At 43.9% G+C, this 16,666-nt stretch carries 11 protein-coding genes; 4 read left to right on the top strand and 7 right to left on the bottom strand.

The genetic code is table 11. From position 1 onward, the window contains the following. Window positions 1-90: 90 nt before the first annotated feature. Complete coding sequence (gene rplQ / locus AC5ZC7_RS24780; RefSeq protein ID WP_496158360.1) at window positions 91-582, top strand: 50S ribosomal protein L17; 492 nt, start codon at window positions 91-93, stop codon at window positions 580-582. A 74-nt stretch (window positions 583-656) separates the two neighbouring features. Here rplQ and AC5ZC7_RS24775 read toward each other — a convergent pair whose 3' ends face one another. The 5 genes from AC5ZC7_RS24775 to AC5ZC7_RS24755 all read right to left on the bottom strand — a co-directional run bounded on the left by AC5ZC7_RS24775 (window position 657) and on the right by AC5ZC7_RS24755 (window position 8,987). Then, window positions 657-2,006: a family 16 glycosylhydrolase gene (locus tag AC5ZC7_RS24775; protein ID WP_496158361.1), complete on the bottom strand. Its 1,350-nt coding sequence runs from the start codon at window positions 2,004-2,006 to the stop codon at window positions 657-659. Window positions 2,007-2,011: 5 nt separating this feature from the next. Continuing rightward, entirely contained in the window at window positions 2,012-3,511 is a 1,500-nt protein-coding gene (locus tag AC5ZC7_RS24770) for a RagB/SusD family nutrient uptake outer membrane protein (RefSeq protein WP_496158362.1), read from the bottom strand. Window positions 3,512-3,528: 17 nt separating this feature from the next. Further along, complete coding sequence (locus tag AC5ZC7_RS24765; protein ID WP_496158363.1) at window positions 3,529-7,017, bottom strand: SusC/RagA family TonB-linked outer membrane protein; 3,489 nt, start codon at window positions 7,015-7,017, stop codon at window positions 3,529-3,531. 204 nt (window positions 7,018-7,221) lie between these two features. Continuing rightward, window positions 7,222-8,349, bottom strand: coding sequence for a FecR domain-containing protein (locus tag AC5ZC7_RS24760; RefSeq protein WP_496158364.1), 1,128 nt, complete (start codon window positions 8,347-8,349; stop codon window positions 7,222-7,224). Between the two features lie 74 nt (window positions 8,350-8,423). After that, window positions 8,424-8,987 (bottom strand): RNA polymerase sigma-70 factor, encoded by a 564-nt coding sequence (locus AC5ZC7_RS24755; RefSeq protein ID WP_496158365.1) that lies wholly within the window; start codon window positions 8,985-8,987, stop codon window positions 8,424-8,426. A 235-nt stretch (window positions 8,988-9,222) separates the two neighbouring features. On the opposite strand from AC5ZC7_RS24755, the gene AC5ZC7_RS24750 reads away from it, so the two are divergent. After that, on the top strand, window positions 9,223-10,050 hold the full coding sequence (locus AC5ZC7_RS24750; protein ID WP_496158366.1) for a hypothetical protein: 828 nt from the start codon (window positions 9,223-9,225) through the stop codon (window positions 10,048-10,050). Window positions 10,051-10,188: 138 nt separating this feature from the next. Next, window positions 10,189-11,301, top strand: coding sequence for a glutamine-hydrolyzing carbamoyl-phosphate synthase small subunit (gene carA / locus AC5ZC7_RS24745; protein ID WP_496158367.1), 1,113 nt, complete (start codon window positions 10,189-10,191; stop codon window positions 11,299-11,301). A 781-nt stretch (window positions 11,302-12,082) separates the two neighbouring features. Here carA and AC5ZC7_RS24740 read toward each other — a convergent pair. Next, on the bottom strand, window positions 12,083-13,282 hold the full coding sequence (locus AC5ZC7_RS24740) for a pyridoxal phosphate-dependent aminotransferase (protein ID WP_496158368.1): 1,200 nt from the start codon (window positions 13,280-13,282) through the stop codon (window positions 12,083-12,085). A 107-nt stretch (window positions 13,283-13,389) separates the two neighbouring features. Further along, window positions 13,390-13,794, bottom strand: coding sequence for a DUF1573 domain-containing protein (locus tag AC5ZC7_RS24735; RefSeq protein ID WP_496158369.1), 405 nt, complete (start codon window positions 13,792-13,794; stop codon window positions 13,390-13,392). Between the two features lie 224 nt (window positions 13,795-14,018). Between AC5ZC7_RS24735 and AC5ZC7_RS24730 the strand changes: the two genes are divergently transcribed. Then, a complete protein-coding gene (locus AC5ZC7_RS24730; protein WP_496158370.1) occupies window positions 14,019-16,397 on the top strand; it encodes a thiamine pyrophosphate-dependent enzyme in 2,379 nt (792 codons plus the stop codon). Window positions 16,398-16,666: the final 269 nt, after the last annotated feature.

Here is a 16,666-nt window from a genome sequence, read left to right as displayed (position 1 = left end):
TATCCACTGGCTAATAGCCAACCGCTATCAGCCTATATTTAAACAGACCTTACAATTCCTGACACGGTGTAAGGGTAAAAACAAAATGTCATGCGTCACGGAGTTAAATTAAACAAATTAAGCAGAACTGCTTCCCACCGTAAAGCCCTGATGTCGAATCTGGCTTGCGAACTGATCAGCCACAAACGTATCACCACTACCCTCGCTAAAGCGAAAGCCCTGCGCGTGTATGTTGAGCCGCTGCTGACAAGAGGTAAAAACGATTCTACCCACAACCGTAGAATTGTGTTCAGCTACCTGCAGGATAAAGAAGCTATCAAGGAACTGTTCGGTACGATCAGTGAGAAAATAGCTACCCGTCCTGGTGGTTACACCCGTATCATTAAACTGGGTAAACGTCATGGGGATAACGCAGAAGTTGCCCTGATTGAACTGGTAGACTTCAACGAAATCTACGGTAAATCAGAAGAAAAAGCTGCTGCTAAGAAAACCCGTCGTGCCGGTAGTGCTAAGAAGAAAGCAGATGAAGCAACTGAAACTAAAGCTGCTGATACTGCAACAGAAGAAAAATCTGCTGAGTAATCTTATATCTTACGATACGAAAAAAGAGGGTGTCATTCAACATGACACCCTCTTTCCGTTTTATAGCCATTCGCTTATTTACCCGCTTTCATCACTGTAACATCATCTATTACGATATTACTCTTTCCGGTATTCTTAAAGTAAATACGCACCGTTTTCATATTATTGCCATACTCTTTACCCGTACGGAAGCGCAGGGCATGACGGCCAAATGAGGCACCACCCGTAGTAGTTTGTGCTGCTGCTTTTTCCATATCTCCCGTAACCATTTTAACGTTATCAACAACCGCATACAGGCTACTCTGGCCGTTCGCCCAATAAGTAAGCTCATAAGGCATATCATTATCCAGGTAAACATATTGTGCTATTTCCTGGCCAGGCGCCAGTAACAGCGCTTGTTTGCCACTCCGTTTGAGATCAGTGGAGAGGGTAGCACTGCCTTCCCAGGGCAACAGCTGCTGATTGGCTTCAAATCCCGGATTAGGCAATTCATTACCACCTTCCAGAGGCCACTGATAGCCCCTGATGTAATCTACTTCCAGGTCTACAGATCCCCCGGCGCCGTAGCTTCCCAGGAACACATTCATGAAGTGATTGGGAGCATATACCTGGTGCTTATCTGTATAGGCCTTGATCAGCTTGCCATTGATGTAATGTTTGATGCTGGTAGGTGTCCAGAGTATACCATGTACTACCCAGCTATTTTCATGCGTAAAGCCTTCAGCGACATGGGTAGCCAGGTTATGCACAAAATTGCCTTTGTCATCTACATGACCATGCAGCACAAATTGCGCATCCAGGTTTTCAAATACGTCGATTTCAAATACCTGTCCTTTAGGACGGATGCCTTTGGTTCCTTCAAGCGTAGTACCCTCCTGCAGGTAGTACTTCAGATCCGGTCCCGGAGAATCGAACCAGAAGGCCGTATTAAGCCCTTTAGGACGCCCGGTATAGCTTCTCCTTACCCTTGCCTCAAAATATCCTCCGCGACTGTTATCGAGCTTGTTTTCGTTGGTTCTCCAATCGTAGGTTTGGATAGACGAAATTTTCCGGTTACTGCCTGGATAAAAAGCCTTCACAGGAAGGGAATCGTTGGTAAACAGGTGAATGGAATTGCCGGTAAACCTGTAAGCCGCTTGCGGAAGACTGTCGTCCCGCATGGCCTGCAAGTTATCCTTCTTCAGAAAATCAATGTTGGAATAGTAGGTAGTAAACCATTTACTCTTATCTAACAAGGTATCATTGAATTCATCGTGCCAGAACAGCTTCATGCCTTCCGGTACAGCAGCGGAGCTGGGAATGTCTGGCGCCGCTGTGTCCAATGTTGATTTCACCGTGCCTTTTACAGACTTCGTGGGCGCAGCTGGTTGCTGCGCCCACAAGTTTGAAGATATTAATAAAAAAAGACCAAACAGTTGTTTCATAATCACTAGTAATATCCTTCGTTTTGTTTGATAACGCCATTGCTTTGGTTCACCACAGTTCTTGGTAAAGGCAACAGCACTTTATAGGCCTGGGCGGTGGTAGATCCATCGTTTGCTGCACGTTGGATAAACAGGTTCCAGCGAATCAGGTCATCTTTTCTCCAACCTTCTCCCCATAATTCAAACAATCTTTCATCTTGAATTTTAGCGAGGAACTGACTTTTGGATAAGCCGGTTGGTAAGCCCGGTAAACCCGCTCTTTTCCTAACCGCATCAATAGCGTCATAGGCTTCCTGGTTAGGTGCGCCATTAGCTTCATTGATACTCTCTGCCAGCATTAACAACACATCTGAATAACGATAGATAGGAAAATCTACCGCGCTGTTTTGTGAGTTGGCTTTGGACGGATCTGGTCCGAACTTCATGGGCACGGCGCCAAGATCGCCATTGGTTCTGGCATTTTTATAAATCACTTTACCATCAGCAGTTTTACCTGTAGGATAGCTTTCCAGCAGTACTTTTAAGCGTTTATCCTTCTTGTCGAATTTATCGTAGGTAGTCCATGGCATTTTATAACCACCCCAGGCAGTCAACGGAATACCAGTGGAATCAACATAGTCGCCCGGAAGGCAGTGTGCCAGCCACATATTGGAGTACTGATCGCCACCGGTAGCAGAGCATACTACTGCTAAAATTACTTCAGTAGAATTACCGCCTTTGTTGTTGATGTTGAAGTTATCCTCGTAGTTATTCACCAGGGAATATCCCAATCCGGTAATGGCTTTACCGGTAGTTACGGCGTCATTCCATCTTTTTTCATGCATGTATAGTTTCATCAATCCGGTAAGGGCTGCGGCTTTGGAGAAACGTCCATAGTCTTGTCCGGTGAATTTATCCGGTAATGCGTCAGCGGCTTCTTTGAAGTCTTTCTCTATCTGTGCAACTGTTACAGCACTGGTAGGTCTTGGAACATAGGGTGCTTTTGGATCTGCTGCTACTTTTGGATCTGTTACAATTGTAAACGGACCATAATTGAAGTATAGCATTTCCGCATAGTGTGCTCTCAGTCCTTTCAGTTCCCCCAGGTATCTCTTTTTCGTTGTTTCATCGATGGTGAGATTCGATATATCATTTAAAGAGATGGTGATCCGGGAGATATAAGGTGTATACCGGGTATAGTTGTGCGTTACCCAGTCGAAGTCAGGATTGTAGTTCAGTGCACGAAGTGGCAACCAGTTACCGCCCCAGGCGCAAACGCCTTCGTCTGTAGTCATCATGGCTTGTGTACGCCAGCCGTAAGTACCGGCATCCCAGCCTCCCTGCCAATCCGCGCCACCTGCTAATCCGGTATAGGCGGCATTTACATTTGCTAAGGCACCTTGTGGCGTAGTAACCACAGAAGATAAGTCGCCATAGCTTTTATAGTCAAGTCCTTTTTCACATGCAGTCAAAGCAACGGCACCTGCCAGCAGCGCTAATTTGAGTTGATTATATATACATTTCATGATTTCTCTGTTAATTGTTAGAAGGATACGTTAACGCCAAAAACATAGCTTTTCACTAACGGATAGAGGTTCGCTGGGTCCAGTTCCGGATCCAGACCAGGATACTTCGTAATAGTAAACGGATTCTGTACATCAAAGGAGAACCGTACCGCAGAAAAAGTATGTTGCTTAGATAACATTTTTGCAGGAAGTGCATAGCCCAGCGTGATATTTCTGCAACGCAAGAAGGAAGCATCGATGAACCAGTAGCTGGATGCATTCTGATACTGGGAATAAGAAGCGTCTGTTAATGAAGTGGGGAAATTACCAGTTGGGTTTTGGAAACTCCAGCGGGTGGAAGATACCGGCATCGCGTTGAAACCAAAGCTGTTCATGGTATTTTCCTGTGCTCTTCCCGACAGATATGGAGACCATTTCTTTTGTACAAGCCCAGACATGAAAATACTCAGATCAAAACCTTTGTAAGAGAATGTATTTCCAATACCAAAGTTGAACCTGGGATCTTTATTACCCAGTAAGGTTTGGTCAGCAGCACTGATAGCACCATCAGGTCCTGTTATCTTTCCATTTGCATCAAACCCATGTGTATCCTTTAAGATAAGACCACCAGGGAGCATGCCAGGCATATAGGAGGGTATGCTCGCTTTATCTCCTTTGTAAATGCCAACAGACTCATAACCATATGCACCATTGAATAAGGCATTTTTGCCAGTTGGATCCACCCATTTATCTAATGCAGCCAGCATCTCAGGACTTCTCTTTACCCAATAATTGAGATAGTGGGAGAAATTGACACTGGTAGACCAGTTGAAACCATTTGGAGAAACGATATTTCTGCTTTGCAACGCGATTTCGTATCCTGTAGAACGGGTTTGACCAGAGTTACTGAAAACACCGTCAATAATAAATCCTGATGGGAATGGAACATATTGAATAAGGTTCCGGATATTTTTGCTGAAGTAATCTACCGATCCGTTAAGTCTGTTATTGAAGAAGGCAAAATCCAGTCCGGTGTTAAACTCGCCAACAGTTTCCCAGGTAAGATTTGGATTGGCCGCACGTTTGAGCACCAATGCGGAATTGACAGTACCTGTTCCAAAGTAAGGGCTTAAACTGGTGTTATAAAGCGCAAATGCAGCAGCCATTTCACTCGCTGTTCCGGTTTTACCGAAATAGCTATTGCCGGTTTCACCATAGCCTACTCTCAGCTTGAGGTACGACAAAGCTTTCAGATTTTGCATAAAGGATTCATCTGAAATAACCCATCCCGCTGAAACCCCGGGGAAGTTGCCCCATTTGATGTTTTGGGCAAAAACGGATGAGCCATCACGACGAATAGATGCTTGTAGTGTAACATTGCCTTTGAATACATAAATGGCTCTCGCAAAGTAAGAGGCCCAGGTAGTTTGTGATTTATTGGAACCTACTGATGGAGTGGTTGACTGGCCTGACTGTAAGCTGTAATACTGAGATATATCTGAGAGGAAATTCTGATTGGCTGCGTTGAAGCCCTCCCAATCAGTTTTCTGATAGCTATAGCCGGCTACCGCACTGATGGAATGTTGGGGAGACAAGGTTTTACTGTAAGACAATGTATACTCCAGTAATTTAACTTTTGCATCAGATTCGGCGATACCTGCAGACCCATTTACCTTTGCACCATAGCTAAAAGTAGTAGGAAAGTAAGATGAGCGTTTAGAATTAGAATTATCCAGGCTGAAGCGGGCATTGGCTTTCAGATCCGGGATGATAGTCCATTCTGCGTATGCACTGCTCAACGCACGGTTGGAAACAGTCAGGTCGGTAACCGTACCGTATGATAACGGGTTAGGTATATTAGAATAATAGGGATTGAGCGGATAGCTGCCATCTGCTTTTTGCAGAGGCTGTACCGGCGCCCAGTAAATAGCGGAGGTGATAATACCACCATTTTCATTTTCGCCACCAGTAATGGTATTATTGGCAGAAGAATTAGACAGGATAATGCTGGCGCCTATCTTAATTTTATCGGAAACTACCTGGTCGAGGCTCAAACGACCATTATAACGTTTGTAGTCAGTACCAATGATTACTCCTTTCTGGTCGAAATAGTTACCAGAGGCAAAGTAAGTAGTTTTGCCGTTACCGCCAGAGAGGGAGAGATTGTGTTGTGTGATGTACCCCGCTCTGGTAATCGCATCAGTAGCTTTTTCATTATTGCTGTGGGCAGAGTCAATTTGACCTTTGGAATAAATTGGGCTAAAAGGGGAAACGGTAGATGGATCAACAGTACCATAATAGGGAGCCAGCTTATTGTCGCGGTACCACATTTCCTGTTTCAGTAAATTCCGTTGGGTCATGTAGTCTGCTGCACCGTATACAGGATACATTTTATCCACCTGCTGTACGCCATAGTTACCACTATAATCCAGTCTTGGTTTACCAGCATTTCCCTTCTTGGTAGTAATCAATACTACACCGGATCCTGCTCTTGCACCATAGATGGAAGCCGCACTTGCATCTTTTAATATTTCAATAGAGGCAATGTCATTCGGGTTGATAAAATTTAAAGGAGATTTATCTACGCCACCAATGCCGTATTTTGATCCACCTACACTGCCACTGAGTTGAGGTTGGTCCGCTGCATCATTCACGGGAACGCCATCTACCACATAGAGTACACCACCATCCGCATTGGAAGGGTTACTTCTGATCTGCACTTTCACACCAGCGCCGGGTTGTCCGGAGGCCTGTGTTACCTGTACGCCTGCTGCTTTACCCTGTAAGGCAGCCTGGAAGGTAGTAGTGGTACTTACATCCAGGTCCTTTCCTTTCACCGTGGCAACCGCACCGGTCAGGTTCTTTTTAGTTACACTACCATAACCGATTACCACTACGTCTGTTAAGCTGCTGGTAGATTTCTTTAATGTTACATCGATCGTAGTTTGACCGGTGTAAGGAATTTCTTTAGGCTCAAATCCTACACTGGTTACCAATAAAATATCTCCTTTGGTTACCTGCAATTTGAAACTACCGTCAGTAGCGGAAATAGCACCTTTAGTACTCCCTTTAATAACCACGCTAACGAAGGGAATAGGATGGCCTTCCTCGTCAAGTACCTTACCCTGTACCTCGGCAAAGCTCGTCATGGTGGTGGCAGCAGGTTCTTTCTTTTTAATGGTGATTTCTTTGTCTTCTATTGCATAGGTCAGTGGCTGATCGGCAAAAATTGCTTTCAAAGCCTCCGCCAGCGTTGCATTGGACAGGTTTACGTTAACCGGCTTCGCTGTGTTCAGGTAATCCTTTACATAGAAGAAGTTGTAGCCGGTTTGCGTCCGTATTTTACGGAGCACGGAATACAGTGAACTGTTCTTTTCGGAAAGTGTGACGTTCTGCGCACTGGCTGCAGCGCTGAGGCTGACGAAAAGAGCAAGTAATACCGGAGTGGCGAGTCGCATAAAAAACATGATTTTTGGAGACAGGCAATAGTTAGCCCTGCCCTCCTTGTCAAGAAGGCTTAATTTCATACCTTTACGTTGTTTGGTTTTGAATTAGATGTTGATCTTTCTACTGACGAAAATTCAATGCTGATTTGGCCTTACAGGTAACGTGGAAGTGCTTCCTCACTTTCACGTTTTTTTATTCAGCAAAGGATAATTTTGGCTGTTTGTTCACTTCATAATTGTCTGGAATTTAGATGTTGTGTTTTCAAAATTGTTCACTTCGTGGTATCAATATTTGCTCACATAGATTTTCTTTTGTTCTATTCTGAATCTGAGCAGTCCTGTTTTTTGTATAGTATTTAAAACTTTGGAAACATTCTCGAACCGGGAGATGGTGCCCTCCATGGCGTTCATCGGAATATCGCCTTCATAAATTATTTCCACATTATACCAGCGCGATACTTTGCGCATGATTTCATAAATGTTTTCGTCGTTGAATTCGAAATAGCCGTTCTTCCAGGCAATGGTAGCTTCTGTGGCTACGGTAGTAATTTTTACAACGCCCTCTTTGGTACTGATGGCTTGTTGACCTGGTGTCAACGTTTTTTCATTGTTTATTTTAATGGCGCCCTGTATCAGGGTTGTTTTGGCAAGCGGTTCGTCGGGATAATTATTGACATTGAAACTGGTTCCCAACACTTTCACTTCCTGTTTGGCAGTATGTACAATAAATGGATGTGCCGCGTCGGGTGCCACCTCGAAATATGCTTCACCGGTAACATCTACTTTCCGGAAAGGCAGGTTGGCGAATGAGGTAGGGAAAGTAAGGATGGTAGCAGCATTCAGCCATACTTTGGTGCCGTCCGGGAGTGTAATCTGGTATTGTTCTCCCCGTGCGGTGCTTAGTTTATTATATTGAATATCGATGGCGGTGCCGGTAGCTACGGGATGATATTCCAGTGTACCATCTGCTGTTTTGGTCACTTCTGATCCAGCCTGGGTGCTGAGTTTTCCGTCCTGGCTATCCGCCAGTACAATTTGTTTTCCGTTTGCCAGTGTTAAAGTGGCGGTATTTTTTCCGGCTGAAATATGATGATCTGTAGTAACCGCCGCTATGGGTGCATGGGAGGTAGTGGGGCGATTGGTATATTTATATATATACAAGCTGCCGGCTACGATGCCTGTAATGGCTGCCGCCGCTGCAATGCGCCGTATCACCGTTAATTTCAGGGAATGCTGCCCGGTGCTTCTTTGAATGTTGCGGAAGGTTTGTGTTTCTATATCCGATAAGTCATGCAATTCCAGCTCCTGGTCCTGCAAGGCATTGCACCAGGCATTGTAAACGGAGATGTCTTCGCTTGTAGCGGTGTTATTCGCAATACGTTCAACAAGTGCGGTGAGTTGTTCCTGGTTCATTCAATGCCTTTTATATCCCTATAAATAGTAAGAGACATAAAGGAAGGTCAGCCCCCAAGGAGAATAAAAAAAAGTTAAAGAAATAATAAAGAAAGCATCCGTTTAGTTAAATCGGCGCGTAACTTTTTCAGGGCAATGGTGATTTGGTTCTCTACTGTTTTTTCTGAGATGCCCAGCTGAAGGGCTATTTCTTTGTTGCTGAGGTGTTGTTCCCTGCTGAGTTGGAATATTTGTTTCGCGCGCAGGGGAAGGGTTTCTGTCCAGTCATTGATCACTTTTTTCAGTTCCCTGGCTTCCATATCATCTTCTATGAAGGTGAAGGTTTCTATAGGAACATTGGCGGCGATGATTTCCGCATGTCTGCGGGAGGTTTGTATTACCCGGGCCAACCGGTATTTAACAGAAGCAATGAGATAACTTTTGAGAGAAGTAATATCCAGTTTTTCTCTATTCTCCCAAATCCATACAAATATCTCCTGTATAGCATCACTGCATTCTTCTTCATTTTTGAGGATATTATAGGCATAGCGGTAAAGTGTAGAAAAATGCCGGAAGTATATTTCGTTGAACGCATGTACTTCTCCTTTCTTTATTAAAAGAAGTAATTCGTCATCGCTTAATAGTTTATAATCCCTCATATACGCTTTGTCCTTCAGCAAGCCAATCCGTCACTTATAGCCGTGCAGTGACGCTCCCGATTCAAATTTGCTACTTTTTTATGAATAGCGCAATAATTCAATGCGGTTATTTCCGCGTGAAACTTATTCTTTGGTTGTTGAAAACAGGTTGTTTCCTGGTTAAAAGAAAAATCTCCCGGGTATTAAATAAATATATTTCGTAATATTACATTTGTTCGCATTTAATGATACGCCTATGAAATACCTGCACTGTGATAGTTGTGGACATGCCAACCCACTGAAATCGGAATACCTGACGTTTTGTGACGCTTGTGGTAAGAAGTTTCCGAAAACTTTTGCCGATTGGCAGAAACATCGTCCCATGGGCTCATTTGCGGAATATGCCCAGGAAGTAGGCATCTCCCTGAAAACCAATAAACCAAATTTTATGGGTGCCTGGATAAAAGCGCAGTTCCAGCCGGGCAACAGGGGGAAGGTGATCCTGTTTTTTTCGGTGTTCCTGGTATTAATTGCGGTGACCGGCACCTTATTCGGAAAGCGGGCGGTATTTACATTTATATATCCGAAGGTACCCGCGAGTTCTTTATACAATAGCTGGCAAACCGCTACCATAGGCCGGCAGGCGCTTGAAATAAGTACGCCGGTAAAATTATGGGTACACGATCAGCCATTGGAAGGAGAGGAGGCTAAAATGATTGAATATGCGAAGAGCTATAGCAATGAAGATGGGGGTGGTATCCGGATTGCGGTGAATATGTTTAACTACCAGCCTAATGCAGCCAACGACCTGGAAACGGCCATGGCAGCGTCGCACAACGACATGCAACTAAGTGAAACCACCAGTGATATGAATTGTAAATCAGTACCAGTGCTTATTTCAGGTATGAAGGGGATTTTGGAAGAAGGGAATTATTTATATAAAGGAGGTATCCGTTTGGCTTTTTGTAACCTGGTAATGATCAAGGGGAGTGCCCGTTGGCAGATACTGATTAGCTACCGGGATGATGACCAGGTGGGATACCAGGTAGCACAAAGAATATTGAAATCTGTAAAAATTAAGTAACATATTCATTTCCGGTAAAAAAAATCCATAATTAACTGTTGCATTTCATACCTTTGCACGGTTTTTTATCCGAACCTTCAGGGCTGATTGTACCCTTGAAGGTTTTTTTTAAAATATAAAACAAGACAGATACCAGAAATGCCTCAGACAAGAACCATCCAACCTGCCATACTGCTGTTAGACGACGGTACGGTTTTTCAGGGAAAAGCTTTTGGAAAAATTGGCACTGCTGCCGGTGAATTAGCTTTCAATACCGGTATGACGGGTTACCAGGAAGTGTTTACAGACCCTTCTTACAAAGGACAGGTGTTGATAATGAACAACTGCTATATTGGAAACTATGGCACCAAAAAGGATGACGTAGAGAGCAGCAGTGTGAAGATCAACGGTTTGATCGCTAAGAATATCGCGTACAACTATTCCAGGAAGATGGCTGATGCATCACTGGAAACGTTCCTGACCGATAACGAGCTGGTAGCCATTTACGACGTAGACACCCGCGCGCTTGTTTCCCACATTCGCAGTAAAGGTGCTATGAACTGTATCATTTCCTCTTCCATCCTGGACGTTGAGCAACTGAAAGCAGAGCTGGCTAAAGTACCTTCTATGGAAGGTTTGGCACTGTGCAAAGAAGTAACTACGCCGGAGGCGTACTATGTAGGTGATCCGGCAGCGGACATCCGCATTGCGGTACTGGATAATGGTGTAAAGAGAAACATGTTGAAATGCTTGTCTGATAAAGGTGCTTACCTGCAGGTGTTCCCTACAGATACTCCTTTTGAAGTATGTGAAGCATTTAAGCCACATGCCTACTTTATCTCCAATGGTCCTGGTGATCCGGCTCCGCTGACTTATGCAGTAGAAACGGTGAAACAGATTCTGGCAGCAGAAAGACCGATGTTTGGTATTTGCCTGGGACATCAGTTACTGGCATTGGCCAATGGCATTCCTACTTATAAAATGCATCATGGTCACCGTGGATTAAACCACCCGGTAAAGAATCTGCAAACAGGTTTGTGCGAAATCACTACCCAGAACCATGGTTTTGCAGTAGATCCTAAAGCAGTAGCGGCCAGCGAAAATGTGGAAGTAACCCACATCAACCTGAACGACAATTCTGTGGAAGGTATCCGCATTAAAAACAAGCCGGCATTCAGCGTACAGTATCACCCGGAATCCACACCAGGTCCCTTCGATAGCCGTTACCTGTTTGATGACTTCTTCAAAATGATCAAAGAGCACAAAAAGTAAGCGCATAACGCAAAAGCCGAAAGCCGAAAGCCGAAGGCAGAAAGCAAAAAGCTATAAAAGCGGATGACCGAAGCGGGATTATTTAATTAATCGCTTCGGTCATCCGCTTTTATAGCTTTTTGCTTTTCAAAAAACGGAGACGGTCCCGAAGAATCGGGACCGTTGCATTTTAAAATTCCACGTTATGAAAACAAACGAAATACAGTTAACACGAGGTGTTAATAATTTCGCCCGTTTTATTACATAACAATATTATAGAAAAAAGGTAAGGTAGAAGGGGAATATTTTTGCAATACTTATCCAAAAAGCGTCTTTTTTGCCTGTTTTTGGAAGAAATTGGCAAAAAAGGACAAAAAAATACGGCTCTGTGATCAGAGCCGTTTGCCTTTATAAATTCCACGTTATGAAAAACTGATACAAAAATACGATATTTTGCTAAAACGTTTTAGTAAATCTTTGAGTTTTACAGAAGACTGATAAATCTTCTTCGTATAACAATTCAAAGGTCGGACCAAATAAACGTTCTAAGAAATAATGCAGGTTAAATTTTTCTTAAACAAGTTTAGATTTTGCCGCTCATCGTATTTGTAAATATTTTTATAATTTGATATTTTTTGTCGTTGTTGTTATTTATACATCAAATATACAAAATAAAACACGAGAATTCCAAGCATCGAGTGTTAAAAAATCATGTTTTTGCTTGAAAATATAAATATAAAATTATTTATAATATGTTTGTTTGGTATCTTAGTGTACTTTGTACACATTTTTTCAATAGAAATTATTTGGAAGTTTTTCCCGGATATATTTCCAGTGCTTTTTCCAGGCAGACCATTGCATGACTAATGTCGGTGGTATTTAATACATAAGCCAGGCGCACTTCATTTTTACCCAGTCCCGGCGTAGCATAAAACCCGGTAGCCGGCGCCATCATCACGGTTTGGCCTTCATGAGAGAAAGATTCCAGCATCCATTGGCAGAATTTATCCGAATCATCGATTGGCAATTTAGCCATGGCATAGAACGCTCCACCCGGATTAGGGCAGTATACGCCCGGAATTTCGTTCAGCATTTTCACCAGGATATCCCTGCGGCTCTGGTATTCTGCTTTGATGCCGTCAAAATAGTTAGCTGGCAGATCTACCGCCGCTTCACCAGCAATTTGTGCAAATGAAGGAGGACTCAGGCGGGCCTGCGCAAACTTCATGGCAGCATCCAGTACAGACTGGTTTTTAGTCACAAAAGCGCCGATACGGCCGCCACAAGCGCTATATCTTTTGGAAATGGTATCCATCAGGATCACATTATCTTCCATGCCTTCCAGGTTCATCGCAGAGAAATGCTCACCCGTGTAACAAAACTCCCGGTAAGCTTCATCAGAAAACAGGAACAGGTTATATTTCAGGCACAATTGCTTCAATACTTCCATTTCTTCCTTACTGTACAGGTAACCGGTAGGGTTATTCGGGTTACAGATCAGGATTGCTTTCGTACGCGGGGTGATGGCTTTTTCAAAATCGGCCATTGCCGGTAACGCAAAGCCGGTATCAATGCTGGCAGTAATGGTTTTAATCTTTACTTCCGCTTCTACAGCAAAGCCGTTATAGTTTGCATAGAATGGTTCTGGTACAATTACCTCATCTCCCGGATCCAGGCAGGCCATGAATGCAAATACAATGGCTTCAGAACCTCCGGTAGTGACAATAATCTGGTTGTGATTAAGAGAGATGTTGAATCTTTCATAATAGGTAACCAGCTTCCGGCGGTAACTTTCATTTCCGGCACTGTGGCTGTATTCAAGGATTTTGAAATCGGAATGACGCACCGCATCCAGTACTGGCTTTGGTGTTTCGATGTCTGGCTGGCCGATGTTCAGGTGATATACTTTCACCCCTCTTTTCTTGGCTGCTTCTGCGAATGGTACGAGCTTTCTGATGGGAGACGGCGGCATTTGCTCACCTCTCTGGCTAATGGTAGGCATAAAATTGTTTTGATTCTTTTGCTGTGCAAAGATAGGGGATCGTATGGGCAACAAAAAACCTTACAGCACATTGTACTGTAAGGTCTTAGTATGTTTAAAGTGTGGAGTTATTTGTTGTTGGAACCAACTGTACCGGTCAGGTGCAGTTCTTTATCCTGATCCACGCCTCTGAACTTCACCCAGATGGTTTTGTTCTGCTGACCTACACCGTTAGCGCTGTAAGTGGCGGTAACTTTTCCTTTTTTACCAGGAAGAATAGGCTCCTGTGTCCATTTTGGTGTAGTGCAACCGCAGCTTGCGCGGGCAGCTTCAATCAAAATTGGTTCTTTGGAAATGTTGGTAAATTCAAAATCAGCAGTTACTGGTTTGTTCAATTCAGTTTTACCAAAATCAACAGTTTCTTTCACGAATTTTACTTTGGTATCAGCAGGATTCTGGGCAGGTGCAGTTTGAGCCCACAGCGCTGTAGTCAGCAGCATGCTCGCAAACAGGGATAAGATAAACTTTTTCATTTTCATATGATGGTTTTAAAACGACCGGTTAAAAAATATTGATATCTTTTCTGGTAAGAACAAATTTACGGCCAAAAAGCATTACAAACCTTACAATTTATTAAATTCTTATTAAAAAAAATCAGATTATTTTAAATGTAGGTTTCCGTTCGTTTTTCTACTGTATAATTAACCTTACTTTTGTACTTTAACCATGAGGCATGATAGAAAATAACGAACTAGCTATGAATTTAGAAAGCCGGTTGTCATTCGAAGAATTTCGTAAGGAAGTGCTAAATGATTACAGGTTGGCCTGTGATAGCAGGGAAATTAGTCTGCTGGCCCGTAAGGAAGTACTTACCGGGAAGGCAAAGTTTGGCATTTTTGGAGATGGAAAGGAGGTGGCGCAGATAGCAATGTCAAAATACTTTCAGCCAGGGGACTTCCGTTCCGGTTATTATCGTGACCAAACTGTTGCATTTGCCACAGGCATCGCCACTCCCGAGCAATTTTTTTCGCAGTTATATGCTGATCCCAACCTGGAAAACGACCCTTTTTCTGGTGGTCGCCAGATGAACTCCCATTTTGCTACCCCCAATCTTGATAAGGATGGCAATTGGCTTAACCTGGTGGAAACGAAAAACTCCGCTGCGGATATGGCGCCTACTGCCGGTCAGATGCCCCGTGCACTCGGCCTGGCCTATGCCTCCAAAATGTTCAGGGAAGTAGAAGCCTTACATCAATTTAAAGGACTCTCTAACAACGGTAGCGAAATTTGCTTTGCTACTATCGGTGACGCCTCAACGTCTGAAGGACATTTCTGGGAAACCATTAATGCCGCCGGCGTATTACAGGTACCACTGGCCGTATTTGTTTGGGATGATGGTTATGGCATTTCTGTACCCCGTAAATATCAAACCACTAAAAACTCTATCAGCGCCGCCCTGGAAGGATTCCGTAAAACAGAAGATTCCAATGGCTTTGATATATATAACGTAAAAGGCTGGGATTACGCCGGCATGTGTGAAGTATTTGAAGCGGCTATCCGCAAAATCCGTGAAACGCATGTTCCTGCGCTCTTCCACGTGGAGGAAATTACGCAGCCCCAGGGACACTCTACCAGCGGCTCCCATGAACGTTATAAAAGCAAGGAACGTCTTTCCTGGGAAAGGGAATTTGACTGTAACGTTAAAATGCGTTCCTGGATCATTGAAAATGCGCTGTGTACCGAAGAAGAACTGGTTGCCGTAGAAGCCGAAGCAAAAGTAAAAGCACAGGAAGCCCGCAAAGGCGCCTGGGAAAAATATGTAGCACCGATTAAAGATCATGTACAGTCGTTTGTAGCATTGGCTGCTCCGGTTGCCGCAGTTGCCGGCGCCGATGTGAACATGATCAACCTGGCTATCCGTGACCTGCAAAATAACCGCGAACCACTTCGCCGGGATATTTTGAAAGCAGCTGCTACCATCCTGCTGAAACACAGGAACCTGAAATCAGCTGCTCCTGTTCAGGCCCTGCAACAGTATTATGATACTTACCTGCAGGAAGAAAAAGAAAACTACAATTCTTATTTACATGCCACCGGTGTAAACTCTGCACTGAATGTACCGGTTGTATCACCTGCTTATGAAGCAGAAGGGATTACCGTTAATGGTTACGAAATACTGAATAAATATTTTGATCAGCTGTTTACCAACAACCCTAAAGTATTTGCTTTCGGGGAAGATGTGGGTAAAATAGGTGACGTAAACCAGGGCTTCGCCGGTTTACAACAAAAGCATGGGAAAAATCGTATAGCCGACACCGGTATACGCGAGCTCACCATCATGGGACAAGGCATTGGTATGGCATTACGCGGTCTCCGCCCAATTGCTGAAATACAATACCTCGATTATGTGCTGTATGGTTTACAACCACTCAGCGATGATGTAGCTTCCCTGCAATACCGCACCAAAGGTGGCATGGCTTGCCCTATTATTGTACGTACCCGTGGCCATCGCCTGGAAGGCATCTGGCATAGCGGTTCTCCAATGGGCATGATCATTAACGCCCTTCGTGGTATGTATGTATGCGTACCCCGCAACATGGTACAGGCAGCCGGGATGTATAACACCCTCCTGCAGGCCAACGAACCTGCCCTGGTGATAGAATCACTGAATGGCTACCGCCTGAAAGAGAAGCTGCCAGCTAACCTGGAATCATTCACCGTACCAATGGGTATTCCTGAAATACTGCAGGAAGGAACAGATGTAACCATTGTTACTTATGGCTCTATGACCCGCATCGTGGAAGAAGCTATTGCTACCTTAAATGAAGTAGGCGTTTCCTGTGAATTGATCGATGTGCAAACCTTACTGCCTTTCGATATCCATCACAGCATTGTAGCTTCACTGAAGAAAACCAACCGTATCCTCTTTGTAGATGAAGATGTACCTGGTGGCGGCACCGCATACATGTTCCAGGAAGTGATAGAAAATCAGGGTGGTTACCGTTTCCTTGATGTGGCACCACGTACGCTGAGTGCACAGGCACACCGTCCGGCTTACGGTTCCGACGGAGATTATTTCTCTAAGCCCAATACAGAAGATGTAGTAAAAGTAGTGATGGAGATGATGCAGGAATAGTATCTGATTCAGATTAAAATAACGCGAAGCCGGTTTCTCCACAGGAACCGGCTTTCCTTTTTTACGGATTACCGGAATTGGCGAAGCCATCATAACAGCATGTATCTGCTGAAATGACGGCCTCTTTTAAAATTAAGCAGTTGGTAGGCTTAGTAGTATGTTGCTATTATGGCGCTGCAAAGGTGTGTGGATTTTTTGAATGTAAGAAGGGGACTGGCGGGAGTTAATGATTATTTCATGTTGAAATAAATTTCAGATTTTAAGTGCAT

This window comes from Chitinophaga sp. 9-1-y (genome assembly GCF_059511905.2).
Note: the sequence above shows the minus strand (reverse complement) of the source record. Positions and strands in the feature narration are given on the sequence as shown.

What these genes read in the sequence shown, in the direction of transcription:
- rplQ (WP_496158360.1), top strand. Translation starts at nt 91, where the DNA reads ATGCGTCACGGAGTTAAATTAAACAAATTAAGCAGAACTGCTTCCCAC.
- AC5ZC7_RS24775 (WP_496158361.1), bottom strand. Translation starts at nt 2,006, where the DNA reads ATGAAACAACTGTTTGGTCTTTTTTTATTAATATCTTCAAACTTGTGG.
- AC5ZC7_RS24770 (WP_496158362.1), bottom strand. Translation starts at nt 3,511, where the DNA reads ATGAAATGTATATATAATCAACTCAAATTAGCGCTGCTGGCAGGTGCC.
- AC5ZC7_RS24765 (WP_496158363.1), bottom strand. Translation starts at nt 7,017, where the DNA reads ATGAAATTAAGCCTTCTTGACAAGGAGGGCAGGGCTAACTATTGCCTG.
- AC5ZC7_RS24760 (WP_496158364.1), bottom strand. Translation starts at nt 8,349, where the DNA reads ATGAACCAGGAACAACTCACCGCACTTGTTGAACGTATTGCGAATAAC.
- AC5ZC7_RS24755 (WP_496158365.1), bottom strand. Translation starts at nt 8,987, where the DNA reads ATGAGGGATTATAAACTATTAAGCGATGACGAATTACTTCTTTTAATA.
- AC5ZC7_RS24750 (WP_496158366.1), top strand. Translation starts at nt 9,223, where the DNA reads ATGAAATACCTGCACTGTGATAGTTGTGGACATGCCAACCCACTGAAA.
- carA (WP_496158367.1), top strand. Translation starts at nt 10,189, where the DNA reads ATGCCTCAGACAAGAACCATCCAACCTGCCATACTGCTGTTAGACGAC.
- AC5ZC7_RS24740 (WP_496158368.1), bottom strand. Translation starts at nt 13,282, where the DNA reads ATGCCTACCATTAGCCAGAGAGGTGAGCAAATGCCGCCGTCTCCCATC.
- AC5ZC7_RS24735 (WP_496158369.1), bottom strand. Translation starts at nt 13,794, where the DNA reads ATGAAAAAGTTTATCTTATCCCTGTTTGCGAGCATGCTGCTGACTACA.
- AC5ZC7_RS24730 (WP_496158370.1), top strand. Translation starts at nt 14,019, where the DNA reads ATGAATTTAGAAAGCCGGTTGTCATTCGAAGAATTTCGTAAGGAAGTG.